The sequence below is a fragment of the Teichococcus aerofrigidensis genome (assembly GCF_054073225.1).
Genome location: NZ_JBSXMU010000008.1, coordinates 17255 through 42401 on the forward strand (window position 1 = coordinate 17255; position 25147 = coordinate 42401).

The window sequence follows — 25147 nt, forward strand, 5'->3', positions numbered from 1 at the left end:
CGAAACCTGCTTGGTGATTGCCGTCTCCTTCCAGCAGCCCCGGAGGGCCTGTCCGCTGACGACCCCGTCCATCCTGCATCCCATGCCCGATCTCGGCGGCCCCGCCCAGCCGCTGCTGACGGTGCGGGGATTGACCAAGCATTTCCCCCTCTCATCGGGATTCTTCGGCCGCAGTGCCGGCGTCGTCCAGGCGGTGGACGGCGTCAGCTTCTCCCTCCGCAAGGGCGAGACGCTCGGCATCGTGGGAGAATCGGGCTGCGGCAAGTCCACCACCTCCCGCCTCATCATGGCGCTGATGCGGCCCACGGCGGGCGAGGTGATCTTCGACGGCCAGACGGTCGGGCCCGGCGGCATGACGCTGAAGGAATACCGCCGCCAGGTGCAGATGGTGTTCCAGGACAGCTACGCCTCGCTGAACCCGCGCCTGACCATCGAGGAGAGCATCGCCTTCGCGCCGAAGGTGCACGGCCTGGCCGGACGCGACGCGCTGGCGCGCGCGGGCGAGCTGCTCGCCGCCGTCGGGCTCGATCCGGCCAACTTCGCCCGCCGCTATCCGCACGAGCTCTCGGGCGGGCAGCGGCAGCGGGTAAACATCGCCCGCGCCCTGGCGCTGCGGCCACGGCTGATCATCCTCGACGAGCCCGTCTCGGCGCTCGACAAGTCGGTCGAGGCGCAGGTGCTGAACCTGCTGACCGACCTCAAGGCGCAGTTCGGCCTGACCTATCTCTTCATCAGCCACGACCTCAACGTCGTGCAGTACATGTCGGACCGGCTGCTGGTCATGTATCTCGGGCAGGTCGCCGAGATCGGCGCCGTGGACGCGATCTACGACACGCCGGCGCATCCCTACACCGCCGCGCTGCTGGCCAGCCGGCCCTCGATGATCCCCGGCCGCCGCCGCACCGAGCCACCGCTCTCGGGCGACCCGCCGAACCCGATCAACCCGCCCTCCGGCTGCCGCTTCCGCACCCGCTGCGCATATGCCGAGGACCTCTGCGCCGGCCGCGTGCCGGCGCTCAGCCCGGCGCCCTCCGGCCAAGAGGCGGCCTGCTTGATGCTGGTCCCCGGCAGCGGCCACTCGCGCGCGCCCGCCCTGGAGGCGGCGGCATGAGCGCGTCCCCCGCACCGCTCGTCCATGTGCGCGACCTCGAGGTCCGCTTCGTCTCACGCGATGCCACGGTGCATGCCGTCAACGGCGTCGACTTCGACCTGGCCCAGGGCGAGAGCCTGTGCATCCTGGGCGAGAGCGGTTCCGGCAAGTCGGTGACGCTGCGCGCGCTGATGCGCCTGAACCCGCCGCGCCGCACCGTGCTGAAGGGCACGCTGAGGGTCGCCGGACGGGATGTGATCGGCGCCTCCGAGGCGGCGATGGCCGATCTGCGCGGCAGCAGCGTCGCCATGATCTTCCAGGAGCCGATGACGGCGCTCGACCCGGTCTTCACCATCGGCCGGCAGATCACCGAGACCGTGATCCGGCACGAGGGCGTCGGCCGGGCGGCCGCCGAGGCACGGGCGCTGGAGCTGCTGGAACTGGTGCAGATCCCCTCGGCCAAGCGCCGCCTCGCCGCCTATCCGCACGAGCTCTCGGGCGGGCTCAGGCAGCGCGCCATGATCGCCATCGCGCTCTCCTGCCGGCCGAAGCTGCTGCTGGCCGACGAGCCGACCACCGCGCTCGACGCCACGGTGCAGATCCAGATCCTGCTGCTGCTGCGCCAGTTGCAGCAGGAGCTGGGCATGGGGGTGATCTTCGTCACCCACGACCTCGGCGTGGCGGGCGAGATCGCCGACCGCATCGCCGTCATGTATGCCGGCCGCTTCATCGAGGAGGGGCCGACCGAGGCGCTGATGCGCGGGCCGCTGCATCCCTACGCCCAGGGGCTGCTCGGCGCCACGGTGCATGCCGGGCTGCGCGGCCAGCGGCTGACCACCATCCCCGGCGCGCCGCCCAACCTGGAGCGGCTGCCGCAGGGCTGCGCCTTCGCGCCGCGCTGCGCCTTCGCCGCCGAGGAATGCCTGGCCGCGGTGCCGTCCCGGCGCAGCCCCGAGCCCGGCCGCGCCGCCCGCTGCGTACGGGTGCCCGACCTCGCCCTGCACGCCGCCGCCTGAGGAGAAGGCCATGTTCTTCTACCTGCTCCGCCGCCTGCTCTACGCGGTGCCGATTGCCCTCTCGGTCAGCCTGGTCTGCTTCCTGTTGGTGCATATCGCGCCGGGCGACCCGGTCAACGCCATCGTCCCCGCCGACGCCCCGGCCGCCGTGGTCGAGCAGATCCGCCGCGAATACGGGCTCGACAAGCCGCTGCCGGTGCAGTTCGTGCTCTGGCTCTGGCATGTGCTGCAGGGCGATCTCGGCCGCTCGCTGGCCACCGGCCGCAGCGTCTCGGAGGATCTCTACGCCGCCGTCGGCAACACGCTGATGCTGGCGCTGGCCGCGGCCGGCATCGGCTTCCTCGCCGGCACCGCCTTCGGCACGCTCGCCGCCGCCTTCCGCGGCACCTGGGTGGACAAGCTGGCGGTGGCCTTCGCCTCGGCCGGCGTCTCGGTGCCGCACTACTGGCTCGGCATGGTCATGGTGGTGGTGTTCAGCGTCATGCTGAACGCGCTGCCGGCGATGGGGGCGGGGCCGGGCGGTTCGGCCTCCTGGGCCTGGGACTGGCAGCACATCCAGTTCCTGGTGCTGCCGGCGCTGACGCTGAGCGTCATCCCGATGGGCATCGTCACCCGCGCCGTGCGTGGCACGGTGGTCGAGATCCTGAACCAGGACTTCATCACCACGCTGCGCGGCAAGGGGCTGCGCCGGGGCGGCGTCGTGCGCCACGTGGTGAAGAACGCGGCGCCCAGCGTGCTGGCCATCATGGGCCTCCAGCTCGGCTACCTGATGGGCGGCTCCATCCTGGTCGAGACCGTCTTCTCCTGGCCCGGCACCGGCTTCCTGCTGAACAGCGCCATCTTCCAGCGCGACATCCCCGTGCTGCAGGGCACGATCCTGGTGCTCGCCCTCTTCTTCGTGGTGCTCAACCTCGCGGTCGATCTGCTGCAGACCGCGCTCGATCCCCGGATCCGCCGCACATGAACAGCGCCGTGGCCAACAACCCCACCCTTCTCGCAACGCCCGCCGCGCCGGCCCGCAGCAAGGGCTACTGGGCCGGGGTGATGAAGCGCCTCTCGCGCGATCCGGTGACGCTGGTCTGCGGCGCCATCCTGCTGCTGATGCTGGCGGCGATCCTGCTCGCCCCCTGGATCGCGCCGCACGACCCCTACCAGACCAGCATGATCCGCCGCCTGAAGCCGGTCTGGTTCCAGGACGGGCGCTACCCCCTCGGCACCGACGAGCTGGGCCGCGACATGCTGACACGCCTGCTCTATGGCGGCCGGCTCTCCTGGTTCCTCGGCATCACCCCGGTGATCATCGCCTTCGGCATCGGCGGCCTGCTCGGCATCGTCGCGGGCTTCGCCGGGGGCTGGGTGAACATGCTGATCATGCGCACGACCGACGTGTTCTACGCCTTCCCCTCGGTGCTGCTGGCCGTCGCCATCAGCGGCGCGCTGGGGCCGGGCATCTCCAACGCCATGCTGTCGCTGACGCTGGTCTTCATCCCGCAGATCATCCGCGTCTCCGAGACCACCACCACCGCCGTGCGCAACCTCGACTACGTGGAATCGGCGCGGGCCAGCGGCGCCGGCGCGCTGACGGTGGTGCGGGTGCATGTCCTGCCCAACGTCCTGGGCCCGATCTTCGTCTATGCCACGAGCCTGATCAGCGTCTCGATGATCCTGGCCTCGGGCCTCTCCTTCCTCGGCCTCGGCACCCGCCCGCCGGAGGCCGAATGGGGGCTGATGCTGAACACGCTGCGGACCGCGATCTACAGCCAGCCGCTGATCGCCATGCTGCCGGGCCTCTGCATCTTCGCCACCAGCATCTGCTTCAACCTGGTCAGCGACGGGCTTCGCTCGGCCATGGACGTGCGTTCCTGAACCCCGCCTCCCGGAGCCGGACATGACCTTCTCCCTCGACCGCCGCGGCCTGTTCCGCGCTTCCGCCGCCGCTGCCGCCGCCGCCCTGCCGGCCTGGATGGGTCCCGCCGCCATCGGCTGGGACCCGGCCCTGGCCCAGGCGCCGGGCGGCCATCTGCGCGTCGGCATGACGGCCTCGGCCGTGCCGCTCTCCAACGGCTGCCCCGACCAGGGCGGCGAGGGGCAGCGCTTCATGGGCATCACCCTCTACGACCAGCTCGTGATGTGGGATCTCTCGCAGTCCGACAAGGCGGCCACGCTGAAGCCCGGCCTCGCGACGGAATGGGCCGTCGATCCCGGCGACCCGAAGCGCTGGCTCTTCACCCTGCGGCAGGGCGTGCCGTTCCATGACGGCCATGTGCTGACGGTCGAGGATCTGGTCTTCACCTTCGACCGCGCCTTCAAGCGCGACGCGCCCTGGTTCGACGCCCGCGCCTCCGCCCAGGTGACGCCCCGCTTCCCGACGCTCGCGCGCTGGGGCGCCGGGGAGGATGGCCGCTTCTGGCTGGAGACCTCGATCCCCGACAGCACCATCCCCTACGCGCTGACCTGGCTCGGCGTGGTGCACAAGGGCGCCTGGGAGGCGGCCGGCAGCAACTGGGACAACTACCTGCTGAAGGCGGTGGGCACCGGCCCGTGGAAGCTCACCAGCTTCAGCGTGCGTGAGCGGGCGGAGCTGGCCCGCTTCGACGAGTACTGGGACAAGGCGCGCGTGGCGAAGTCGGCGCGGCTGACCCTGCTGCCGCTGCCCGAGGCCAATACCCGCGTCGCCGCGCTGCGCTCCGGACAGGTCGACTTCATCGAGGCGCCGCCGCCGGATGCGCTGGACAGCCTCAGGGCGGCCAACTTCCGGATCATCACCAATGCCTATCCGCACAACTGGACCTGGCACCTCTCGATGGTCGAGGGCTCGCCGTGGCGCGACATCCGCGTGCGCAAGGCGGCCAACCTGGCGCTGAACCGCGCGGAGCTGAAGGAACTGCTGGGCGGGCTGATGATCGAGGGCAACGGGCTGGTGCCGCCGGGCAACCCCTGGGCCGGCAACCCGTCCTTCAAGCTGGTCCATGACCTCCCGCAGGCGCGCAAGCTGATGGGCGAGGCCGGCTTCAGCGCCGCCAACCCGCTGCGCACCCGGATCGGCATCTCCTCCTCGGGCTCCGGCCAGATGCAGCCGCTGCCCATGAACGAGTACATCCAGCAGGCGCTGAAGGAGGCCTATTTCGACATCAGCTTCGAGGTCTTCGACTGGAACACGCTGATCACCATCTGGCAGGGCGGCGCCAAGGGCCCCAATGTGCGCGGCTGCACCGGCATCAACTTCTCCTACGCCGCCTTCGACCCCTACAGCGCCTTCATCCGCCTGCTGAAATCGGATCTGCACGCGCCGCGCGGCGTCAACTGGGGCTGGTTCAACGATCCCGCCTTCGATGCCCTGTTCACCGAGGTCTACAACACCTTCGACGCGGCGAAGCAGGACGCGCTGCTGGCCAGGGTCCATGAGAAGATCGTCGACGAGGCGCTGTTCCTCTTCGCCGCGCACGACCTCAATCCCCGGGCGATCAGCCCCAGGGTGCAGGGCTTCGTGCAGGCGCAGTCCTGGTTCCAGGACCTGACGCCGATCCGCATGGGCTGATCGCCGCGGCGCCCGACTGGAGAGAACGAACGATGCCTCAGGATCTGCGTGCCGAGTTCAGGGCCTGCCTCGCGCGGGCCGGGATCAGCGTCCCGCCCGAACGTGAGCCGGCCATGTACGAAGCCTATCTGGCCTATGCCGAGCTGGCCTCGGTGCTGGACGAGCCCTACCCCTACGCGGCCGAGCCGGCGGCCGTCTTCACGCCGGCGGCGCCGGGCGCCGGGCGGGCGGCGGGGCGGTCGTGAGCGCCGCCCTTCCGCCGCCGGTCCCGGGCCTCGCCGAGGCCTCGGCGCGCATCGCCGCCGGTGAATCCCCGACCGCCCTGACCGAGGCGGCGCTGGCGCGCATCGCCGCGCTCGACGGCAGGCTGCATGCCTTCGTCACCCTGGCCGCGGACCGCGCCCTGGCCGCCGCCCGCCGCGCCGAGGCCGAGATCCGTGCCGGCCGCCGGCGCGGGCCGCTGCACGGCGTCCCCTTCGCGCTGAAGGACATCTACGACGCCGCCGGCCTGCCCACCACGGCGCATTCCCGGCTGCGCCGCGGCCATGTGGCCGAGGCCGACAGCGACGCGACCGAGCGGCTCGAGGCGGCCGGCATGGTCCTGCTCGGCAAGCTGTCCACGCATGAGTTCGCCCGCGGCGGCCCGACCGACGAACTGCCCTGGCCGAACGCGCGCAACCCCTGGAATGTCGAGCACTTCGCCGGCGGGTCCAGCTCCGGCTCCGGCGTGGCCGTCGCCTCGGGCATGGTGGGGCTGGCCATGGGCAGCGACACCGGCGGGTCGATCCGCCTGCCCGCCGCCTATTGCGGCGTGGTCGGCCTGAAGCCGACCTATGGCCGGCTCAGCCGCCACGGCGTCGTGCCACTGAGCTTCGGCATGGACCATACCGGCCCGCTGACCCGGACGGTGGAGGACTGCGCCCTGGCCATGCAGGTGCTGGCCGGGCACGATCCGCGCGACCCGGCCTCGGCCCCGGTGCCGCCCGGCGACTATCTGCGCGAGCTGCGGGCCGGTGTCGCCGGCCTGCGCATCGGCATCGCCCCGCGCTTCAACGAGGAGGCGCTGCTGGATGCCGAGACCTCGGCGGCGCTATCCGCCGCCGCCGAGCTGCTCGCCCTGCTCGGCGCCGAGATCGTCGAGGTGAGGCTGCCGCCGCGACGGGTGATGGATGCCTGCCTGCAGGTCATCCTGCTGGCCGAGGGCTTCGCCATCCACCAGCGGGACCTGCGCGAGCGGCCGCAGGATTATGGCCGCGTGACGCGGGAGCGGCTGATGGTCGGCGCCTTCGTGACCGGGCCGCATTACGTGCAGGCGCAGCGGCTGCGGCGGATGATCGCGGCGGAGGTCGATGCCGTGCTCGCCGGCTGCGACGCCATCCTCTGCCCCGACATCGCCGCGGCCGCGCCGCGGGTCGATGCGGTGGATGAGGGCCCGTTCCGCTGGCAGCATCCCCTGACCGGCCCGTTCAACGCGACGGGTCATCCGGCCCTCGCCGTGCCGGCCGGCTTCGCGGCCAATGGCCTGCCCCTCTCGGTGCAGCTCGTCGGGCGCAACCATGACGAGGCGATGCTGCTGCGCGTTGCCCAGGCCTATGAGCAGGCGGCGGGCTGGATGGAGCGGCGCCCGCCGCTGTGAGCGGCGGGGCCGGGAGGGGCGCGGCCCTCCCGGCGGCGCCTCAGGCCAGCGTCGTCAGGTCCTGGAACCAGTGCTGCGCCTGGGTGTAGCCGGCGACCTTGCGGGTCATCGCGTGCGGGTTGGTGTCGTGCACGACGAAGACCAGCAACGCCTCGTCCACCACGCGCTGGTGCACCTCGGCCATCAGCCGGTCCTGCTCGGCGGTGTCGAAGCTGGTCACCGCCTGGTCGATCAGCCGGTCCACCTCCGCGTCGCTGAAGTGGCTCCAGTTCACCCCCGTCGGCGCGACCTGCTTCGAATGGAAGAAGCGGATCAGCGCGTAGAGCGGGTCGGAGGTGACATAGGCGACATTGTTGGCGGTGACGGCGTTGCGCTTCGCCAGCTCCCCCGCGGCGCCCTGGCGCCAGCAGGTGTAGAGCACCTCCAGCTCCACCGGCACCAGCTCGATCTCCAGCCCGACCTCGCGCAGCGACTGCTGGCAGTATTCGTTGATCGGCATGGAGAGCATCTGCCCCGAGCCGCCGGTCGCCACCAGGAACTTTGTCCTCAGCGGGTTGCGCGGGCCGTAGCCGGCCTCGGCCACCAGCTTGCGCGCGGCGTCGGGGTCGTACTTCACCTCGAATCCCGGCTTGCCGAACCAGGGGGAGGAGGGGTCCACCACGCCCACCGCCGGCTTGGCCAGGCCGTTCATCAGCGCCACCACCTCCTCGCGGTTGATGGCGAGGTTGGCCGCCTTGCGAAGGCGGATGTCGCGCCAGGGCGAGCCCTCCAGCAGCGAGAGATGGTAGTTCCAGACATGCGGCGTGACGTTCTCGACGATGCGCGAGCCGGAGGCGCGCAGCTGCGGCACCATGTCGGGCGCGGGGGTCTCGATCATGTCGAACTGCCCGCCGATCAGCGCGTTGGTGCGCGAGACGGCATCCGGCGCGCAGAGCAGGATGATGCGCTCCGCCTTGGCCCGGCGGGCCGGGTTCCAGTATCCGTCATGCCGCACCAGCTCGGCGCTGGCGCGGGGCACCAGCTTCGCCAGCCGGAAGGGGCCGGTGCCGGAGGGCTCGAAGGCGAATTTCTCCCAGCTCCGCCCGAGCTTCTCGTACTGCGCGGGGGAGGAGATCAGGAACCACAGCAGCTGGTAGGGGAAGAGGCTGTCCACCGCCTTGGTGGTGACCTCGACCGTCATGGCGTCCAGCTTCCGCCACGCCGCGACGGAGGGCAGGCGCGGCCGCACCTGCGCCGCCTGGCGGTTGTCGAAGTGCGGCGCCTGGCTGTTCATCACCTTCTCGAAGTTCCAGATCACCGCATCGGCGTCGAAGGCGCTGCCGTCATGGAAGGTGACGCCCGGGCGCAGCCGGAAGATCCACTTCGTCCGGTCGGCGGGATCGGTCTCCCAGGAGGTGGCGAGGCCGGGCACCAGCTTGCCGGGACGCTCGGCGACATCCATCTCCCAGGCCACCAGCGGATCGTAGATCGTGTGACCGGTGAACTGGTAGGCGCCGGCGCCGCGGTCCGGCTGGCCGGTGGTCTGCGGGATGTCGGCCATCGAGATGCCGTAGCGGATGGTGCCGCCGCTCGTGCCCGGCGCCTGGGCATGCGCGGCGCGGACTGCGCCCGGGATGGGCAGGCCCAACCCGCCGCCGATCAATCCGCTGGCCCCGGCGGCCATGAGTCCGCGACGTGACAAAGCCATCTTCACGCTCCCTGCTGAAGTGCCTAGAGGAGGAAGCAAGAGGCGGGCCGCCGGCCACGCCGGCGAGCATGGAGCAGCGCGATGGAATCCTTCCTCTTCACCGGCGGACGCCTGCTGGACCCGGCGCGGGACCGGCTGCTGGACGGCTTCTCCGTGCTGGTCGAGGGCGGCCGGGTGCGCGAGGTGTCGGACCGCCCGATCCACAGCGCCTCGGCGACGCGCCTGGACCTCGATGGCCTCACGCTGATGCCCGGCCTGATCGACGCGCATGTCCACGTCATCGCCGCCATGGTCGATCTGGGCGCCAATGCCATGCAGCCCTCCTCGCTGGCGGCCTTCCGCGCCGGGGCGGTGATGCGCGGCATGCTGATGCGCGGCTTCACCACGGTGCGCGACGTGGGCGGCGCTGATGCCGGCCTGGCCATCGCGGTCGAGGAGGGGCTGGTGGAGGGCCCGCGCCTCGTCGTCTGCGGCAAGGCGCTGAGCCAGACCGGCGGGCATTCCGACCTGCGCAGCCCCTTCGACGACCGGCCCGGCATCTTCTCCGAACGGGTCGGCGCGCTCGGCCGCCTCTGCGACGGCGTGGACGCCGTGCGCCGCGCCGCGCGCGAGGAGCTGAAGGCGGGGGCCCGCTTCATCAAGATCATGGCCAATGGCGGCGTCGCCTCGCCGAGCGACCCGATCCACGCCCTCGGCTTCTCGCGCGAGGAGATCCGCGCGGTGGTCGAGGAGGCGGAGAATTTCGGAACCTATGTCTCGGCGCATCTCTACACCGACGTGGCGATCCGCCGGGCGGTGGAATGCGGGGTCCATTCCCTGGAGCACTGCAACCTGATCACCGCCGAGACGGCGGCGCAGGCGGCGGCGGCCGGGGCGATCGCGGTGCCAACGCTGGTCACCTACGAGGCCCTGGCGATGGAGGGCGCGGCCATGGGGCTGAAGCCGGAATCGGTCGCCAAGATCGAGACGGTGCGGCGCTCGGGCCTCGAATCGCTCGACATCATGCGCCGCGCCGGCCTGCCCATGGCCTTCGGCACCGACCTGCTGGGCGGGCTGCACCGGCACCAGTCGATGGAGTTCGAGATCCGCGCCCGGGTGCTTCCGGCGGCCGAGATCATCGCCTCGGCCACCACCGTCGCGGCGCGGCTGCTGCGGATGGAGGGGGAGATCGGCGTCATCGCCCCCGGCGCCCATGCCGACCTGCTGGTGGTCGAGGGCGATCCCTACCGCGACCCGGCGCTGCTGCAGCGGGAGGCGGCGTTGCGCGCCATCCTGCGCGGTGGCCGCTTCGTCAGGAACGGGCTGGGCTGATCCGTGCGCCTCACCCGCGCCGGCTTCCTCTCGCTCCTGGCCACGCCGTTGGTGCTGCCGGCGATCCGCGCCGCGGCGCAGCCCGCCTGGCCGCGGCGCGTCACCGACATGGCGGGGAGGACCGTGACGCTGAAGGCGCCGCCACGGGCCATCCTGCTGGGCGAGAGCTTCCAGCTCCTGGCCATGGGGCTTCTGCACCCCGATCCGGTCTCGCTGCTGGCCGGCATGGGCGGTGATCTGCGCCAGGCCGACCCGCGGAGCCACGAGGCCTGGCTGCGCCGCTTCCCGGCGCTGGCCACGGTGCCGGAGGTGACGGGCGGGGTGGGGCAGGCCTTCTCGCTGGAGCGCGTGCTCTCGCTGCGGCCGGATCTCGTCATCCTCGGCGCGTGGCAGAGGCGGCGCGACGATTCGGCGCAGGAGCTGGCGCTGCTGGAGACCGCCGGCATCCCGGTGCTGTTCATCGATGTCTTCCGCAGGCCGCTGGAGAATGTCGGCCCCAGCATCCGCCTGCTGGGCGAGGTGCTGGACCGGCGCGAGGCCGCGGCGGAATTCGTCGCCCTGCACGAGGCGCGGCTGGCCCGTCTCCGCGAGCGCGTTGCCGGCCGCCCGCCGGGGCCCCTGGCCCTGCTGACCGCCTTCCCCGGCCGCTGGCCCTGCTGCTGGGTGGCCGGCGCCTCGGGCGGCGGCGAGTACCTGGCGCCCGCCGGGCTGCGCAACGCGACCGAGGGCCAGGCCGGGCTGGCGGATGGCGGCCTGACCGGGCTGGAGCAGGTGCTGGCGATGCGGCCGGATCTGGTGATCGGCACCGGCCTGGCGCTGTCCGGCGATGGCCGGGACGGCGGCCTGGCCCTGGGCAGCGGCGTGCCGGCGGCCGTGGCGCGGGAGAGCCTGGCCCGGCTGGCGCGCGAGGCGGAATGGCGCAGCCTCGGCGCGGTGCGCGACGGGCGGCTGCACGGGCTGTGGAACTTCTTCACCGGCAGCCCGATCGGCATGGTCGCCGCCGAGGCGGTGGCCCGCTGGGGGCGGCCGGACCTCTTCGCCGATCTCGATCCCGCCGCGACGCTGGAGGAGATCAACCGCCGCTTCTCGGCCGTGCCGTTCGAGGGCACCTACTGGGTGAGCACCGATCCGGCCCAGGATGGGCCGCGCCGCGGCTGAGGCGGCGCTTCCGTCCGGCTCAGGCCGCCATCGCCATCCCGTCCCGCTGCGGGTCGGCGCCGCCTTCCCAGCGGCCGTCGCGCAGCAGCAGGCCATGCGGCGCGCCGAAGGCGTGGCTCTGGTAGGAGCGCGCCGTGGGATAGCCCATGGCCCGCAACGCCGCCTCGGTGCCGTGCGGGATGCGGTTGCAGAGGTCGATGGTGTCGGACAGCGCGACGATGCGCGGCGCCGCCACGGCCTCGGCCATGCCCATGCCGAAATCCACCACGTTCATGATCGCCTGGGCCAGGGCCGGGACGATGTAGGTGCCGCCCGGCGCGGCCAGCACCATGACCGGGGCCTCGCCCTCGAAGAGGATCGTCGGCGCCATGGCGCTGCCGCGGCTCTTGCCCGGCGCGATGGAGGCGGCGCGGCCGGGGCGCGGGTCGAAGCCGCTCATGCAGCCATTGTACATGAAGCCCAGCCCCGGCGTGATGACGCCCGAGGGGATGCCCAGCGTGTGCGTCAGCGAGACGGCGTTGCCCTCGGCATCGACGACGCAGACCACGGTGGTGTCCGGCGGGTCCAGGGGCTCCCCGGCGCGCTCGACATGCGCCACCTCGCCGGCGCGGATGCGGCCGGCGAGCAGGGCGGCGTGCTCCGGCGAGAGCAGCCGGCCGAGCGGCACGTCGACGAAGTCGGGGTCGCCCATATGGGCGTCCCTGTCGATGGTCATCCACTTCATCGCCTCGGCCAGCAGGCGCAGGTGCTCCGTGCTGCCATGGCCGAGCGCGCCGAGCTCGAAATGCCCGAGGATCTGCAGCAGCTCGATCAGCGAGGCGCCGCCGGCGGGCGGCGGGTTGGAGGCGATGCGTAGGCCGCGGTAACGACCCCAGACGGGCGCCTTCTCCCGCACGCGATAGGCGGCCAGATCCTCCAGGGTGATCAGCCCGCCGCCCGCCTGGATGTCCGAGACCATCTCGCGCGCCAGGGCGCCGCGATAGAACTCTTCCGCGCCGCCGGCGGCGATGCGCTCCAGCGTGCGCGCCATCCCGGGGTTGCGCAGCGTCTCGCCGGGGCGCTTCAGCCGCCCGTCCGGCCGAAAATAGACCTGCCGCCCCTCCGTGCTGAAGCGCAGCTTGTCCTCGACATTCACCTGGCCGTCGCCGCCGTGGTCGATGGTCCAGTAGTAGTGCATGTAGGGCCGCACCAGTACGCCGCGATGCGCCTGGGCGATGGCCGGCGCCATCACCTCGGCCAGCGGCATCGTCCCGAAGCGCGACAGCGCCTCGCAATAGCCCGCGACATTGCCCGGCGTTCCGATGGCGCCGTGGCCGAGATCGTTGCCCTGGTCGGAGAGCAGGAAGACGAAGCCGTCGCGCGACTGGCCGATGAACTTCTCCGTCCACATCGTGGGCGTGGCGGCGAGCGGAGCGCGGCAGAAGAATTCCAGCACCGTGTGCACGCCCTGGCGCGGCAGGCAGAGCTGCATGGCGCCGAAGCCGCCGATGCCGCACATCTGCGGATCGACGACGCCCTGGCTGAAGGCGCAGGCGATCGCGGCATCCACGGCGTTGCCGCCGCGCCGCAGCACCTCGACCCCGGCCTCCACCGCTTCCGGCTGCGCCGCCACCACCATGCCCCGCATCGCCGTGCTCCTTCCCGGTGAGGCGGCAGAGTGCGCCGAAGGGCGCCGGGCGTGAAGCCGCCGCCGGTGCTAGCGCCCGCCCTGTCCCGCCCGGGGGGCCGGCAGGACCGCCCGAAGCTCCGGCGTCGCGCCGCAACCCGCGCAGGGCAGGCGGCGCGGCAGGTCGGCCAGGCGGGTGTCGCGGGCGAAACGCCGCGAGAGCGCGATCTCCTCCACCGTCGGCCAGGCCTCCTGGCCGCAGGCGCAGAGGAGATGCAGCGCATAGCCATGCGCGTAGTAGAGCGGCGTGGTGGGGTCGGGCGCCGCCGCGAGGACAGGAAGGCTCATGCGCCGCAGGCTAGCGGGACGGTCACGAGACGCGTCAAGCGATTGATTCGGCTCAGGAGTCACGGAGGAGTCCGGCGTGCCTCACAATCCCGCGAGACGCGGCCCGGCCGCCTCAGGCGGCGATGTTGCGCCGCGCCTCCTCGCCGATCGCCTCGGCCACCATCTGCGCCGTCGCGGCGGAGAGGGTCCAGCCGAGATGGCCATGGCCGGTGTTGTAGAAGACGCCCGGACGACTGCCGCGGCCGATGCGCGGCATCATGCCCGGCGTCATCGGGCGCAGCCCCGCCCAGGGGACGCAGCGCGCCGTGCTGACCTCGGGGAAGAGGTCGCGCACCCAATCGACCAGGGGCCGGACGCGGTCGGCGCGGATGTCGCGGTTCTCGCCGTTGAACTCGGCCGTGCCGGCGACGCGGAAGCGGTCGCGGCCCAGCCGGCTGGTGACGATCTTGGTGGCGTCGTCCAGCAGGCTGACCTGGGGCGCGGCGTCCTGGCTCCGCGCATCGTCCAGGTGCACGGTGATGGAATAGCCCTTCACCGGATAGACGTTGACGCGGTCGCCCAGCAGCGCGGCGAAGCGGCGGCTGGCAATGCCGGCGCAGACCACGAGGCGGTCCACCACCTCCACGCCGCCCGGCACGCCCCGCCCGGCCTTGTCCCAGGCGATCTCGATGCCGCGCGCGGTGTGGGTGATGCGGCTGACCTCGGCCTCGGCGACGAAGCGGGCGCCATGGCGCTGGCAGGCCTCGGCCAGGCCGCGGGTGAACCTGTGGATGTCGCCGGTGGAATCCGAGGGCGTGAAGAATCCGCCGTAATAGGTGCCCTGCAGCGCCGGCTCGATGGCGCGCATCTCCTCCGGCGTCACGGCGCGGCGGTCGAGCCCGCCCTCGGTCAGCAGCGCGTTGGTGCGCTGCGCCGCCTCGAAGCCCGGCCGGTCGCGGTAGATGTGCAGAATGCCGCGCCGCTCCAGGTCGAAGTCGATGCCCTCCAGCGCGGCGATGTCGAAAAGGTGCCTGCGCGCCGCGATGGCCAGGCGTGTGGTCTCGATCGTATGGGCGCGGTAGTGGCGGATCTGTCCCAGGAACTCGCCCATCCAGCTGTACTTGTGCCAGCCAGGGCGGGGGTTCAGCAGCAGCGGCGCATCCTGCCGCAGCATCCACTTCATGCCCTTCAGCACCGTCGCCCAGCTGTTCCAGACCTCGGCATTGCTGGCCGAGAGCTGGCCGCCATTGGCGAAGGAGGTCTCCATCGCGGCATAGCGGTGCCGGTCGAGCAGCACCACCTGGTGGCCGCGTTGCAGCAGGGCATAGGCGGTGGTCACGCCGGTGATCCCGGCGCCGATGATGGCGATCTTGCTCATGGGTCGAGCCGTCTCCGTGAGGATGGCGCGGCAGCGCGGTGCGGTCCTCGGCCGCGCCCGTCTGCCCCCATCTGTCACGGTGCCTGAGAGCTTAACCCGGCGCGCCGGGATATCCCCTTCGGCGGGCGGTGCCGGGGCCATGCCCGGTCCGCCTCTCTCCAGATCGTCCTCGCCCTGCAGTCCGGGTGCCTGAGAGTTTCCTGGGGGGTTGCTCCGTCGGCGGCGGCATGGCGCCTCTGACGAGGGCCTGCCGCGCTCTCCTGCCTGGCTTCGGCGGACGCGGCGCAGGGTGGCAAAGCCGCGCCGGCGCCGTCAAGCACAATCGGCCCTCTCGCCTCAGCGGGGCAGCAGCACCTCCAGCGCGGCGGCCAGCGAGCGGCGCCAGTCCGCCGGCTCGATGCCGTGCACCCGGCCGATCCGCCCGCAATCCAGCCGGCCATCGGCCGGGCGCCGCGCCTTGGTCGGATACTCGGCGGTGGTGATGGCCTTTAGCGTCGGCACCCTGGCGCCGCGTTCCGCCGCCTGGGCGAAGATCTCGGCGGCGAAACCGTGCCAGGTGGTCCAGGGCGCGCCGGTCAGGTGGAACAGGCCGAAGGCCTCGTCGCCAGCCCCGGCGGCGGCCAGGCGCGGCAGCATCCGGGCGATGGCCTCTGCCAGGTCGGCGGCGAAGGTGGGCGCGCCGTGCTGGTCGGCGACGACGCTGAGCGTCTCCCGCTCGGCGCCGAGGCGCAGCATGGTCTTGAGGAAGTTGTTGCCGTCGGCGCTGCAGACCCAGGCGGTGCGCAGGATGGCGGAGCGGGGATTGGCGGCCAGCACGGCCTCCTCCCCGGCGCGCTTGGAGGCGCCATAGACACCGGCCGGGCTGGCGGCGTCGGTCTCGACATAGGGGCTGCCCTTCAGCCCGTCGAAGACATAGTCGGTGGAGACATGCACGAAGGGCAGGCCGCGCCGGGCCGCGGCCTCGGCCAGCAGGGCCGCGCCGGTCGCATTGATGGCATAGGCCAGGTCGCGCTCGTCCTCGGCGCGGTCCACCGCCGTATAGGCGGCGGCGTTGATGACGACCTCCGGCGCCGTGTCGGCCACGGCGCGGGCGATCGAGGCCGCGTCCGTCAGGTCCAGCTCGGGCGCCTCCAGGGCGGTGACCTCGTGCCCGTCCCGCGGCAGGCGGCGGGAGAGCGCCAGGGCGAGCTGGCCGGTGCGGCCGGCGACGAGGACCCGCATCAGCGGGCGGCGCCCTGGCGACGGTGAAGGGGGTGAACCGGCATTCTCTGTCTCCCTGTCTCTCCCCGTCTTCTAGGCCGGGCCCGCCGCGCCGCCCAGCCCGCCGCTGCGGGTCCCGGCCCGCCCGGGGATGACAGGAGCGTCATTTTCGGGCCGTCCCGCCAAAAAACCTGTGGAAGGCGGGGCTTCGCGGGCCTTCCGGGCCGGGCGCGCGCTTGACCGGCCACGGGCGGTTGTGTCTCTCCTCGGGCATTACCACCAAGTCGGAGTGACGCCTTGACCGAAGATACCCGCCCGCTGAGCCGCCAGGATCTGATCGATTCCGCCGCCGCCGCCACGGGCCTGCCCAAGACCCAGGCCGATGCGGTGCTGAAGGCCGTGCTGTCGACCCTGGGCGACACCCTCGGGGCCGGGCGCGAGGTTCGCCTGGCCGGGTTCGGCTCCTTCGCGGTGAGCGAGCGCGCCGCCCGCCAGGGCCGCAACCCGGCCACCGGCGAGGTGGTGGAGATCGCCGCCAGCCGCACCGTGAAGTTCAAGCCGGCCAAGGATCTCAAGAGCCGCCTCGGCGAGGCCGGCTGACGGCGCGCGGCGGAGGCCTCCGGGTGCTCCGCCGCCCCCGGCATTTCCGGCCCCGCCCCCTCCGGTCTTGACCCCTTCGGCGCCCGGCGGAATGGTGTCGTGTCCCAGGCAGGGAGAGCGGCGATGAGCGGGCCCGATCACCATCACCACCATGACCATGACCATCATGACGAGGGTAGCGAGCTCTCGGGGATGGCGCTGCGCGTGCGCGCGCTGGAATCCCTGCTGGTCGAGAAGGGCTACGCCGATCCGGCCGCGCTGGACGCGCTGATTGAGACCTACGAGACGCGCATCGGCCCGCGCAACGGCGCCCGCGTCGTGGCGAAGGCCTGGGCCGATCCCGACTTCCGCGACTGGCTGCGGCGCGACGCCTCGGCCGCCATCCATTCCCTCGGCTATACCGGACGCCAGGGCGAGCACATGGTGGCGGTGGAGAACACCGAGGCGGAGCACAACATGGTCGTCTGCACCCTGTGCTCCTGCTACCCCTGGCCAGTGCTGGGCCTGCCGCCCGCCTGGTACAAGTCGCCCGCCTACCGCTCCCGCGCCGTGCTCGATCCGCGGGGCGTGCTGGCCGATTTCGGCGTCACCCTGCCGGAGACGACGCGCATCCGCGTCTGGGATTCCACGGCCGAGACGCGCTACCTCGTCATCCCCCGCCGGCCCGCCGGCACCGAGGACTGGGAGGAATCGCGGCTGGCCGATCTCGTCAGCCGCGATTCCATGATCGGCACCGCCCTGGCGCGCGAGCCGGCGGCATGAACGGCGCGCAGGACCTGGGCGGCATGCAGGGCTTCGGCCCGGTGCGGCCGGAGCCGGAGGAGGTCCGCTTCCATGCCGGCTGGGAGAAGCGCGCCCTGGCGGTGACGCTCGCGGCCGGGGCGCTCGGGCAATGGAGCATCGATGCCGCGCGGCATGCGCGGGAGACCCTGCCGCCGGGCGAGTACCTGACCTCCAGCTACTACGAGATCTGGATCAAGGGTCTGGAGAAGCTGCTGCTGCAGAAGGGCCTGGTGACCGAGGCCGAACTGCGCGATGGCAAGGCATACGGGCCCGGCAGGCCGCTGAAGCCGCTCGCCGCCGCCGAGGTCGCGCCGATGCTGGCGCGCGGCTCGCCCTATTCCCGCCCGGCGGGGGCGCCGGCGCGATTCGCCGAGGGGGAGGCCGTGCGGGCGCGCAACTTCCAGACCGGCGGCCATACCCGCCTGCCGCGCTACGCGCGCGGGCGGCGGGGTGTCATCGAGCGGGTGCATGGCGTCTTCGTCTTTCCGGACACGCTGGCGCTGGGCGGCGACGAGGCGCCGCAATGGCTCTACGCCGTCCGTTTCACCGCCGGCGAGCTCTGGGGCGAGGGCGCCGATCCGGCCGTCACCGTCACCCTCGATGCCTGGGAGTCCTATCTTGAGCCGGTGTGACGATGCGACGGCCGAGGCGCTGAGCCTGCCGCGCGACGCGGAGGGTCCGGTCTTCGCCGAGCCCTGGGAAGCCCAGGCCTTCGCCATGGCCGTGGCCCTGCACGAGGCGGGATGCTTCGGCTGGGGCGAATGGGCGGAGGCGCTCGGCCGCCGCATCGCCGCCGGCGACGGCTCCTACTACGCGCAGTGGCTGGATGCGCTGGAGGCCTTGCTGGCGGAGAAGGGGATCGTCGCGCCGGAGGCGCTGGAGGCGCGCCGCCAGGCCTGGGCGCGGGCGGCCGCGGCGACACCCCATGGCCGGCCGATCACCCTGGCGGCGGATCCGCTGGCCGCTCCCCTGGCCTCTCCCTCGGCGAGCCCCGCCGCCGGGTCCCGGCCGCCCGGGCCACCGTCCGCGGGCCTTCTGGCGGGCTGAGGCGCGGCGGTTCCGTCGGTGGGAAGCGGTAGTAGCGCGCCGCGTTGTCGTGAAAGACGGCGCGCTGCTCCGACGGGCTGAAGGGGGCCAGGATCTCCCGCAGGCCGTCGCAGATGGCGGCGTAGGACATGCTGCGGCGGGCCATGGGATAGTCGCTGCCGAACATCGCCCGCCCGGGCCCGAAGGCCTCGAGGCAGGGCAGCACCACGGCCGCCAGCGCCTTTGTCTCCGTGCCCTCGCTGTAGGCGCTCGGGTGCGAGAGCTTGATGGCGACATTGGGCCGCGCCGCCAGGATCGCCAGCCCGCGGCGCCAGCGCTCCAGCCCCGCCGCGTCGCGGTCGAGCGGCGAGGCGCAGTGGTCGACGATGAAGACCTGGTCCGGCAGGGCCGCCGCCAGCGCCGCCACCTCCTCGGCCTGGTAGGGGTTCATGAGCAGCTCCATGACCAGGCCGTGCGCGCGCAGCAGCGCGAGCCCCTGGCGCCAGGCGGCGTGCTCCGTCAGGCCGCGCAGGGTCCAGCTCCGCGCCGGATCGGGATGCCAGCGGATGGTTTCGCGCAGGCCGGCGAGGCGGGGGGAGGCGGCGAGCTGGCGCTCCAGCATCTCGGCCGCGCCGCCGGCCGCGAGCGGCACATAGCCGACATAGCGTCCGGCGATTCCCGCCGGGCGCGCCAGCCCCTCCAGCCAGAGCGTCTCCTCCGAGGGATCGTGGATCCGGTCCCACAGCGCCTCGACATGCACCGAGCCGACGACGCCCTGGCCCGCCATGTCCGCCAGCAGGTCGTCGATCAGGTAGTCCTGCTGCAGATGGCTGACATCGCCCAGCACACCGACATGCCGGCCCGAGATCCAGGGATGGCGGCGCATCGACAGGTCCCACAGGTGATGGTGGGCGTCGATGATCGGACCCTTGTAGCGTCGGGCGTGCATGACCTTTCCTTGTCCGCGTCGGGTCCTTGTCCGCGTCGGGCATCTCCCCGGTTCCAGAATGCGGCAAGCCGGGGCGGGGAGCGAGAGCGGCACCGTATGACAAAACGGCAACTTTCCGGCCGGCCGCCTCTTCTTCCCTGGCATTCGAGGAAGGAGCCGGCATGCGCAACAGGGACCGGGTGGCGGTGGTCACGGGGGCTTCGGCCGGGGTGGGCCGGGCCACGGTGCTGCGCCTGGCGCGGGCCGGCTGGCATATCGGCCTGATCGCGCGCGGCGCCGAGCCCCTGGAGGCGCTGGCCCGCGAGGTCCGGGCCCTGGGCGCCGAGGCCCTGCCGCTGCCCTGCGACGTGGCCGATGCCGCGGCGGTCGAGGCGGCGGCGGGCGAGGGGGCCGCGGGGGGGGGCCGAGCGCGTGCTCGGCCCGATCGACGCCTGGATCAACAACGCCATGGTCACGCTCTACGCCCCGATCCATGACGTCAGCCCGGAGGAGTTCCGCCGCGTCACCGAGGTCTGCTACCTGGGCTATGTCCACGGCACCATGGCGGCCCTGCGGCGGATGCGGGGGCGGAACCGGCCCGGCCGTATCCTCCAGGTCGGCTCGGCGCTGGCCTATCACGGCATTCCGCTGCAGGGCGCCTATAGCGGCGCCAAGCATGCCATCCAGGGCTTCACGGATTCGCTCCGCGCCGAGCTGCGGCAGGAAGGCAGCCGGATCAGCGTGACCGAGGTGCACCTGCCGGCGGTCAACACCCCGCAATTCGCCTGGGCCCGGGCGCGCTTGCCGCACCGCCCCCGTCCGATGGGCCGCGCGGTGACGCCCGAGGCGGCGGCCCGCGCCATCGAGGCGGCGCTGATCCATGGCGGCCGTGAGCACTGGCTCGGCGGCGCGGGGCTGATGGCGCTGCTCGGGCCCCTGATGCCGGGCCTCGCCGACCGCTACCTGGCCCGCGCCGCGCCCTCCGGGCAGATGGATCCGGCCGCGCCGCCGCGCCCGGCCCAGGCGGCGGGGAATCTCTTCGAGCCGCGCGCCGTCTTCGACCGGCTGGACGGCCCCTCTGCCGCCGAGGCCACGGACCGGGCGCGGCGGCTCTCGGGCGGGGCGGCGCGGGCGCTGGCCGGCGGCGCGGCCCTGGCCCTGGCCTGCGGCGTCGGTCTCGCGCTGGGCCGGAGGCGCGGCTGATGCGGCCTTCCGAGCCGCTGGCTCTGCCGGCGCTGGAGGGCGAGGCCGAGCCGGCGGGGCGCGACTACCGGCCGATCGCGGATTACGCCTTCCTGGGCGACGGCCATGGCAGCGCGCTGGTCGCGCGCGATGGCTCGATCGACTGGGCGGCGCTGCCGCGCTTCGATGCCGAGCCGGTCTTCTCGCGCCTGCTCGACCGCCGCCGCGGCGGCTTCTTCCAGGTCCGGCCGGCCGAGGCCTGCACGGTCACGCGCGCCTACCGCCCCGGCACCATGATCCTGGAGACCCGCTTCCGGACGGCGCGGGGCGAGGTGCTGCTGACCGATGCCCTGGTCGCCGGCCCGCCCTCCGGGCAGGGACCGGACCGGCTGCTGCGCCGCGTCGAGGGCCTCGTCGGCGAGGTCGTGATGGTGGCGCGCCATCAGCCCCTGGCGGGCTTCGCCACGGCCTTCCCGGCGCTGCGCCTGACGCCCGGCCTGGTCGATATGGCGGAGGGTCCTTCCCTGGCGACGGATGTGGAGTTCTCCCCGGCCGGAGAGGCCGCCCTGGCCCGCTTCACCCTGGCCGCCGGGGCGGCGCGCCACTTCCTGTTGGGCGATGCCGCCAGCGCGACGCAGGAGCTGCCCGGCTTCCAGGCCCTGCTGGATGAGGCGGCCCGACGCTGGGGCGAGTGGTCGCGCGGCGCCACCTATGCCGGCCCCTGGCGCGAGATGGTGGAGCGCAGTGCCCTGGTGCTGAAGGGCCTGACCTACAGCCCGACCGGCGCCATGGTGGCCGCCGCCACCACCTCGCTGCCGGAGGAGGTCGGCGGCATTCGCAACTGGGACTACCGCTTCTGCTGGCTGCGCGATTCCTGCCTGGCCTTCTATGCCCTGAAGAAGCACGGCCAGGTGCGGGAGGCGCAGGCCTTCCTCGACTTCGTCCTCGGCCTTTGCCGCGGCGAGAACGGGCGCCTGCCGCCGCTCTTCGACATCACCGGCAGCCGGGGGATGGCAGAGGAGGAGGTGGCGCATTTCGAGGGCTATCGCGGCAGCCGCCCGGTGCGCAACGGCAACGAGGCGGCGGAGCAGCACCAGCTCGACGTCTATGGCCAGGTGCTGGACCTGATCCATTTCCACCACAGCATCGGCGGCGCGGTGGAAGGCCCGCTGCGCGACACCGCCATCGCCCTGGCCGACCTCGTGGCCCGGGAGTGGCGCGAGCCGGATGCGGGGCTGTGGGAGCCGCGCCAGCCGGAACAGCACTACGTCCATGCCGCGCTGATGAACTGGGTGGCACTGGACCGCGCCATCCGCTGCTTAGGAGCGCGCGAGCACTGGCTGCGCGAGCGGCAGGCGATCGAGGAGGCGATCCGGCGCGAGGGCGTGCATCCGGTGCGCGGCCATCTCACGCAGGTCATGGGCGGCGAGGACGTGGACGCGGCGCTGCTGCTGGCGCCGATGCTCGGCTTCCCGCTGGATGACGCGGTGCTGGAGCGCACCGTCGATGCCGTGATCGCGCGGCTGGGGCACGGCCCGCTGGTCTATCGCTACAAGACCGAGGACGGGCTGCCGGGGCACGAGGGAACCTTCCTCCTTTGCGCCTTCTGGCTGGTCGACGCGCTGCTGGCGCTCGGCCGCGAGCGGGAGGCGCGGGAGCGCTTCGCCGCCCTGGTGGCGATGGCCAACGATGTCGGCCTCTATGCCGAGGAAATCGGCGAGGCGGGCGAGTTCCTCGGCAACTTCCCGCAGGCTTTCAGCCATCTCGGCCTGATCCACAGCGCCCTGGTGCTGGATCTCTACGAGGCCGGGGGCCGGGAGGCGGTGCGCGGCAGCTATGCGGACCGCGCGCTGCGCGAGACCCGCAACCGCCTCGCGCCCAGCCTGCCCCCCCGCCATCCCCCCGGCGGCGCGCCGGAGGCGTGAGGCCGCCCGTCCCTCAGGCCCAGGCGCGCAGGATCTCCTCGCTGTCTGCCGTCTCGATCTGCTGGCCGTAGCGCTCGTTGTAGAGGGTCAGCAGCGCGTCATGCGTGCGGTCGGAGGAGGAGCAGATGGCGTCCATCGGCACCACCACCCGGTAGCCACGATCGACCGCGCCGAGCACGGCGGCCAGCACGCAGACATCCGTCTCGGCGCCGCTGATGATCAGCGTGTCCGCCTCGCGCTCCTGCAGCAGCCGGTCGAGCGCGCCATCCAGCCAGGGCGAGTAGACGGTCTTGTCCAGCACCCGCGCCGGCGGTGCGAAGCGCGCCAGCTCGGGCAGCAACTCGGTCTGGCCGGGCGGCAGTGCCTCCAGCGTCATCTCCGACCAGCTCTCGTAATAGCGCTTCCAGGTGCCGTGCCCCTCGCCCGGGCGCCGGGCCGGGATGAAGCGGGTGAAGACCGTGCGGTCCGGATGTGCCGCCACCAGCCGCTCGACCACCGGCAGGACCCGTTCCATCCAGGGCGTGTGCCAGGGCGAGCCCAGTCCGAAGAGGCGCTGCATGTCGATGCAGAGATGCAGGCACCGCTCCGAGAGCGGGCCCTGGCGCAGACCTGGTTTCTTGCTCATGGCGTCCTTCTCCCGTTGTCCCGGAGTGAAGAATGAGCCAGGAGCGCGAGGGATGCAGGGCGGCGCGCCGGTGTCAGTCGCCGGGCACGTTGCGGCGCAGCTCCTCCAGCCAGGCGCGGGCATTGCCGTCGGAGGGCGCGCGCCAGTCGCCGCGCGGCGAGAGCGAGCCGCCGGCCACCACCTTCGGCCCGTTCGGCATGGCCGAGCGCTTGAACTGGCTGAAGCCGAAGAAGCGTTGCAGGAAGACCTCCAACCAGCGGCGGATGGTCGGCAGGTCGTAATGCTGCCGCCGCGCCTCGGGAAAGCCGGGCGGCCAGCGGCCGGCGGCGGCATCGCCCCAGGCCTGCAACGCCAGGAAGGCGATCTTGGAAGGGCGGAACCCGTAGCGCAGCGTGTAGAACAGGTTGAAGTCCTGCAGCGCATAGGGGCCGATCCTGGCCTCGGTGCTCTGCAGCGCCTGGGTCTCGGCATCGGCCGGGATCAGCTCGGGCGAGATCTCGGTATCCAGCACCGAGAGCAGCGTCTCGTTCACCTCCGCCTCGAACTGCCCCGAGGCGGCCACCCAGCGGATCAGGTGCTGGATCAGCGTCTTCGGCACGCCGGCATTGACATTGTAGTGCGACATCTGGTCGCCGACGCCATAGGTGCACCAGCCGAGCGCCAGCTCGGAGAGATCGCCGGTGCCGAGCACCATGCCGCCGGCGTGGTTGGCGGCGCGGAACAGGTAGTCGGTGCGCAGCCCGGCCTGGACGTTCTCGAAGGTGACGTCATAGACCGGCTCGCCGGCGGCGAAGGGATGGCCGAGGTCGCTCAGCATCTGCCGCGCCGCCGGGCGGATGTCGAGCTCGCGGGCATCGATGCCGAGCGCCGCCATCAACCGGTGCGCGTTGGTCTTGGTGCCGGCCGAGGTGCCGAAACCGGGCAGGGTATAGCCGATGATCTCCGTGCGCGGCCGCTGCATCAGGTCCATGGCCCGCGCGGCGACGATCAGCGCCTGGGTCGAATCGAGCCCGCCGGAGACGCCGATGACGAGCTTGCCGTTGCCCGTGGCGCGCAGCCGCTGCACCAGGCCGGAGACCTGGATGTTGTAGGCCTCGTAGCAGTCCTGGTGCAGCCGCTCCGGATTGGCGGGCACGAAGGGGAAGCGCTCCAGCGCGCGGCGGAAGCCGATGTCGCCGGTGGGCGGGTCGAGGCGGAAGCCGATCTCGCGGAAGGCGGGAGCCAGGCGGCGGCGGTTGTCGTCGAAGCTGCCCTGGCGGGCGCGCTCCTGGCGCAGCAGGTCGAGGTCGATGTCGGCGGTGACGATCTGGTCGGCCTCGGGGAAGCGGTCGCTCTCGGCCAGGATGGCGCCGTTCTCGAAGATCGAGACCTGCCCGTCCCAGGCGAGATCGGTGGTGGATTCCCCCGCCCCGGCGGCGGCGTAGAGATAGGCGGCGAGACAGCGCGCCGACTGCGCCTGCGCCAGCAGCCGGCGGGTGTCGGCCTTGCCCACGGTGATGTTGCTGGCCGAGAGGTTGGCGAGCACCAGCGCGCCGGCCAGGGCCGCCTGGCTGGAGGGCGGCACCGGCACCCAGACGTCCTCGCAGATCTCGGCGTGGATGGCGAGGTCCGGCAGGTCGTCGGCGCGGAAGATCTGGTCGGGGCCGAAGGGCGCTTCCTGCCCGGCGAGCCGGATGTGCCCGCCCTCGGTGCCCTCGCCGGCGGCGAAGTGGCGGCGCTCGTAGAACTCGCGGTAGTTCGGCAGATGCACCTTCGGCACCACACCCAGCAGGCGGCCGCGCTGCAGGGCCAGGGCGCAATTGTACAGCCGGCCCCGATGGCGCAGCGGCGCGCCCACCAGCAGCAGCGGGCGCATCGCCGCCGTCGCCGCCAGCAGCTCCGCGACCGCTGCCTCCACCGCGTCGAGCAGCGTGTCCTGCAGCAGCAGGTCGTCGATGGCGTAGCCCGACAGGCTCAGCTCGGGAAAGACGGCGAGCGCCACGCCCTCGGCATCGCAGCGCCGCGCCGCCGCCAGGATGGCCTCGGCATTGCGGGCCGGATCGGCCAGGTGGCAGCGGGTGGTGCAGGCGGCCACCCGGGCGAAGCCGTGGCGGTAGAGGGCATGGAACTCCATGATGGAGAATTGCGCCCG

General features: G+C 72.6%; 24 protein-coding genes and 2 riboswitches. Of the genes, 16 read left to right on the forward strand and 8 right to left on the reverse strand.

Going from position 1 to position 25147, the window contains the following annotated elements:
- Positions 1–82: 82 nt before the first annotated feature.
- Genes ACVMLK_RS03665 through ACVMLK_RS03695 form a run of 7 tightly spaced genes read left to right on the forward strand, consistent with a single transcriptional unit; the run spans position 83 to position 7280 of the window.
- Entirely contained in the window at positions 83–1111 is a 1029-nt protein-coding gene (locus tag ACVMLK_RS03665) for an ABC transporter ATP-binding protein (RefSeq protein WP_457485658.1), read from the forward strand.
- On the forward strand, positions 1108–2106 hold the full coding sequence (locus ACVMLK_RS03670) for an ABC transporter ATP-binding protein (protein ID WP_198366884.1): 999 nt from the start codon (positions 1108–1110) through the stop codon (positions 2104–2106). The genes ACVMLK_RS03665 and ACVMLK_RS03670 overlap by 4 nt, the downstream gene beginning before the upstream one ends.
- Positions 2107–2116: 10 nt before the next feature.
- A complete protein-coding gene (locus tag ACVMLK_RS03675) occupies positions 2117–3070 on the forward strand; it encodes an ABC transporter permease (protein WP_198366885.1) in 954 nt (317 codons plus the stop codon).
- Entirely contained in the window at positions 3067–3972 is a 906-nt protein-coding gene (locus ACVMLK_RS03680; protein ID WP_198366886.1) for an ABC transporter permease, read from the forward strand. The genes ACVMLK_RS03675 and ACVMLK_RS03680 overlap by 4 nt, the downstream gene beginning before the upstream one ends.
- A 22-nt stretch (positions 3973–3994) precedes the next feature.
- Positions 3995–5644 carry an ABC transporter substrate-binding protein gene (locus ACVMLK_RS03685; RefSeq protein WP_198366887.1) on the forward strand — a complete coding sequence of 550 codons (1650 nt, stop codon included), beginning with the start codon at positions 3995–3997 and terminating at the stop codon, positions 5642–5644.
- A 32-nt stretch (positions 5645–5676) separates the two neighbouring features.
- Complete coding sequence (locus ACVMLK_RS03690; RefSeq protein ID WP_198366888.1) at positions 5677–5889, forward strand: hypothetical protein; 213 nt, start codon at positions 5677–5679, stop codon at positions 5887–5889.
- The gene (locus ACVMLK_RS03695) at positions 5886–7280 is read left to right on the forward strand and encodes an amidase (RefSeq protein WP_457485659.1); all 1395 of its coding nucleotides are present in this window, start codon (positions 5886–5888) and stop codon (positions 7278–7280) included. The genes ACVMLK_RS03690 and ACVMLK_RS03695 overlap by 4 nt, the downstream gene beginning before the upstream one ends.
- A 40-nt stretch (positions 7281–7320) precedes the next feature.
- Here the strand turns inward: ACVMLK_RS03695 and ACVMLK_RS03700 are convergent, their stop codons facing one another.
- Positions 7321–8967, reverse strand: a complete 1647-nt coding sequence (locus tag ACVMLK_RS03700; RefSeq protein WP_457485660.1) for an ABC transporter substrate-binding protein — start codon at positions 8965–8967, stop codon at positions 7321–7323.
- Between the two features lie 81 nt (positions 8968–9048).
- Here ACVMLK_RS03700 and ACVMLK_RS03705 point away from each other — a divergent pair, with 81 nt between their 5' ends.
- On the forward strand, positions 9049–10278 hold the full coding sequence (locus ACVMLK_RS03705) for an amidohydrolase family protein (protein ID WP_457485661.1): 1230 nt from the start codon (positions 9049–9051) through the stop codon (positions 10276–10278).
- A gap of 3 nt (positions 10279–10281) precedes the next feature.
- Positions 10282–11436, forward strand: coding sequence for an ABC transporter substrate-binding protein (locus ACVMLK_RS03710; protein ID WP_457485662.1), 1155 nt, complete (start codon positions 10282–10284; stop codon positions 11434–11436).
- Positions 11437–11455: 19 nt separating this feature from the next.
- Here ACVMLK_RS03710 and ggt read toward each other — a convergent pair whose 3' ends face one another.
- The 4 genes from ggt to rfbD form a co-directional block, all read right to left on the reverse strand.
- Positions 11456–13063 carry a gamma-glutamyltransferase gene (gene ggt / locus ACVMLK_RS03715; RefSeq protein ID WP_457485663.1) on the reverse strand — a complete coding sequence of 536 codons (1608 nt, stop codon included), beginning with the start codon at positions 13061–13063 and terminating at the stop codon, positions 11456–11458.
- Positions 13064–13132: 69 nt separating this feature from the next.
- Positions 13133–13390, reverse strand: coding sequence for a hypothetical protein (locus tag ACVMLK_RS03720; RefSeq protein WP_457485664.1), 258 nt, complete (start codon positions 13388–13390; stop codon positions 13133–13135).
- Between the two features lie 112 nt (positions 13391–13502).
- Positions 13503–14747, reverse strand: coding sequence for a D-amino acid dehydrogenase (locus ACVMLK_RS03725; protein ID WP_457485665.1), 1245 nt, complete (start codon positions 14745–14747; stop codon positions 13503–13505).
- A gap of 69 nt (positions 14748–14816) precedes the next feature.
- Positions 14817–14911: riboswitch (glycine riboswitch) on the reverse strand.
- A gap of 3 nt (positions 14912–14914) precedes the next feature.
- A riboswitch (glycine riboswitch) is annotated at positions 14915–15020 on the reverse strand.
- 63 nt (positions 15021–15083) lie between these two features.
- Positions 15084–15968, reverse strand: a complete 885-nt coding sequence (rfbD, locus tag ACVMLK_RS03730) for a dTDP-4-dehydrorhamnose reductase (protein ID WP_457485666.1) — start codon at positions 15966–15968, stop codon at positions 15084–15086.
- A gap of 276 nt (positions 15969–16244) precedes the next feature.
- Between rfbD and ACVMLK_RS03735 the strand changes: the two genes are divergently transcribed.
- The 4 genes from ACVMLK_RS03735 to ACVMLK_RS03750 all read left to right on the forward strand — a co-directional run bounded on the left by ACVMLK_RS03735 (position 16245) and on the right by ACVMLK_RS03750 (position 18377).
- Entirely contained in the window at positions 16245–16547 is a 303-nt protein-coding gene (locus ACVMLK_RS03735; protein WP_232477164.1) for an HU family DNA-binding protein, read from the forward strand.
- A 123-nt stretch (positions 16548–16670) separates the two neighbouring features.
- Entirely contained in the window at positions 16671–17309 is a 639-nt protein-coding gene (gene nthA, locus ACVMLK_RS03740; protein ID WP_457485667.1) for a nitrile hydratase subunit alpha, read from the forward strand.
- Positions 17306–17962 carry a nitrile hydratase subunit beta gene (gene nthB, locus ACVMLK_RS03745; protein ID WP_457485668.1) on the forward strand — a complete coding sequence of 219 codons (657 nt, stop codon included), beginning with the start codon at positions 17306–17308 and terminating at the stop codon, positions 17960–17962. The genes nthA and nthB overlap by 4 nt, the downstream gene beginning before the upstream one ends.
- Positions 17949–18377, forward strand: coding sequence for a nitrile hydratase accessory protein (locus ACVMLK_RS03750; RefSeq protein ID WP_457485669.1), 429 nt, complete (start codon positions 17949–17951; stop codon positions 18375–18377). The genes nthB and ACVMLK_RS03750 overlap by 14 nt, the downstream gene beginning before the upstream one ends.
- Here the strand turns inward: ACVMLK_RS03750 and ACVMLK_RS03755 are convergent.
- On the reverse strand, positions 18268–19305 hold the full coding sequence (locus ACVMLK_RS03755; RefSeq protein WP_457485670.1) for an amidohydrolase family protein: 1038 nt from the start codon (positions 19303–19305) through the stop codon (positions 18268–18270). The genes ACVMLK_RS03750 and ACVMLK_RS03755 overlap by 110 nt on opposite strands.
- A 161-nt stretch (positions 19306–19466) precedes the next feature.
- Here ACVMLK_RS03755 and ACVMLK_RS03760 point away from each other — a divergent pair, with 161 nt between their 5' ends.
- Genes ACVMLK_RS03760 through ACVMLK_RS03770 form a run of 3 tightly spaced genes read left to right on the forward strand, consistent with a single transcriptional unit; the run spans position 19467 to position 22391 of the window.
- A complete protein-coding gene (locus ACVMLK_RS03760; RefSeq protein ID WP_457485671.1) occupies positions 19467–19781 on the forward strand; it encodes an SDR family NAD(P)-dependent oxidoreductase in 315 nt (104 codons plus the stop codon).
- The gene (locus ACVMLK_RS03765; RefSeq protein ID WP_457485672.1) at positions 19717–20487 is read left to right on the forward strand and encodes an SDR family oxidoreductase; all 771 of its coding nucleotides are present in this window, start codon (positions 19717–19719) and stop codon (positions 20485–20487) included. The genes ACVMLK_RS03760 and ACVMLK_RS03765 overlap by 65 nt, the downstream gene beginning before the upstream one ends.
- Positions 20487–22391 carry a glycoside hydrolase family 15 protein gene (locus ACVMLK_RS03770; RefSeq protein ID WP_457485673.1) on the forward strand — a complete coding sequence of 635 codons (1905 nt, stop codon included), beginning with the start codon at positions 20487–20489 and terminating at the stop codon, positions 22389–22391. Before ACVMLK_RS03765 ends, ACVMLK_RS03770 begins: the two co-directional genes overlap by 1 nt.
- Positions 22392–22404: 13 nt before the next feature.
- Here ACVMLK_RS03770 and ACVMLK_RS03775 read toward each other — a convergent pair whose 3' ends face one another.
- Both ACVMLK_RS03775 and ACVMLK_RS03780 read right to left on the reverse strand, forming a co-directional pair.
- Entirely contained in the window at positions 22405–23016 is a 612-nt protein-coding gene (locus tag ACVMLK_RS03775; protein ID WP_232477166.1) for a cysteine hydrolase family protein, read from the reverse strand.
- A gap of 73 nt (positions 23017–23089) precedes the next feature.
- Positions 23090–25129, reverse strand: coding sequence for an NAD(+) synthase (locus tag ACVMLK_RS03780; RefSeq protein WP_198366902.1), 2040 nt, complete (start codon positions 25127–25129; stop codon positions 23090–23092).
- Between the last annotated feature and the right edge of the window lie 18 nt (positions 25130–25147).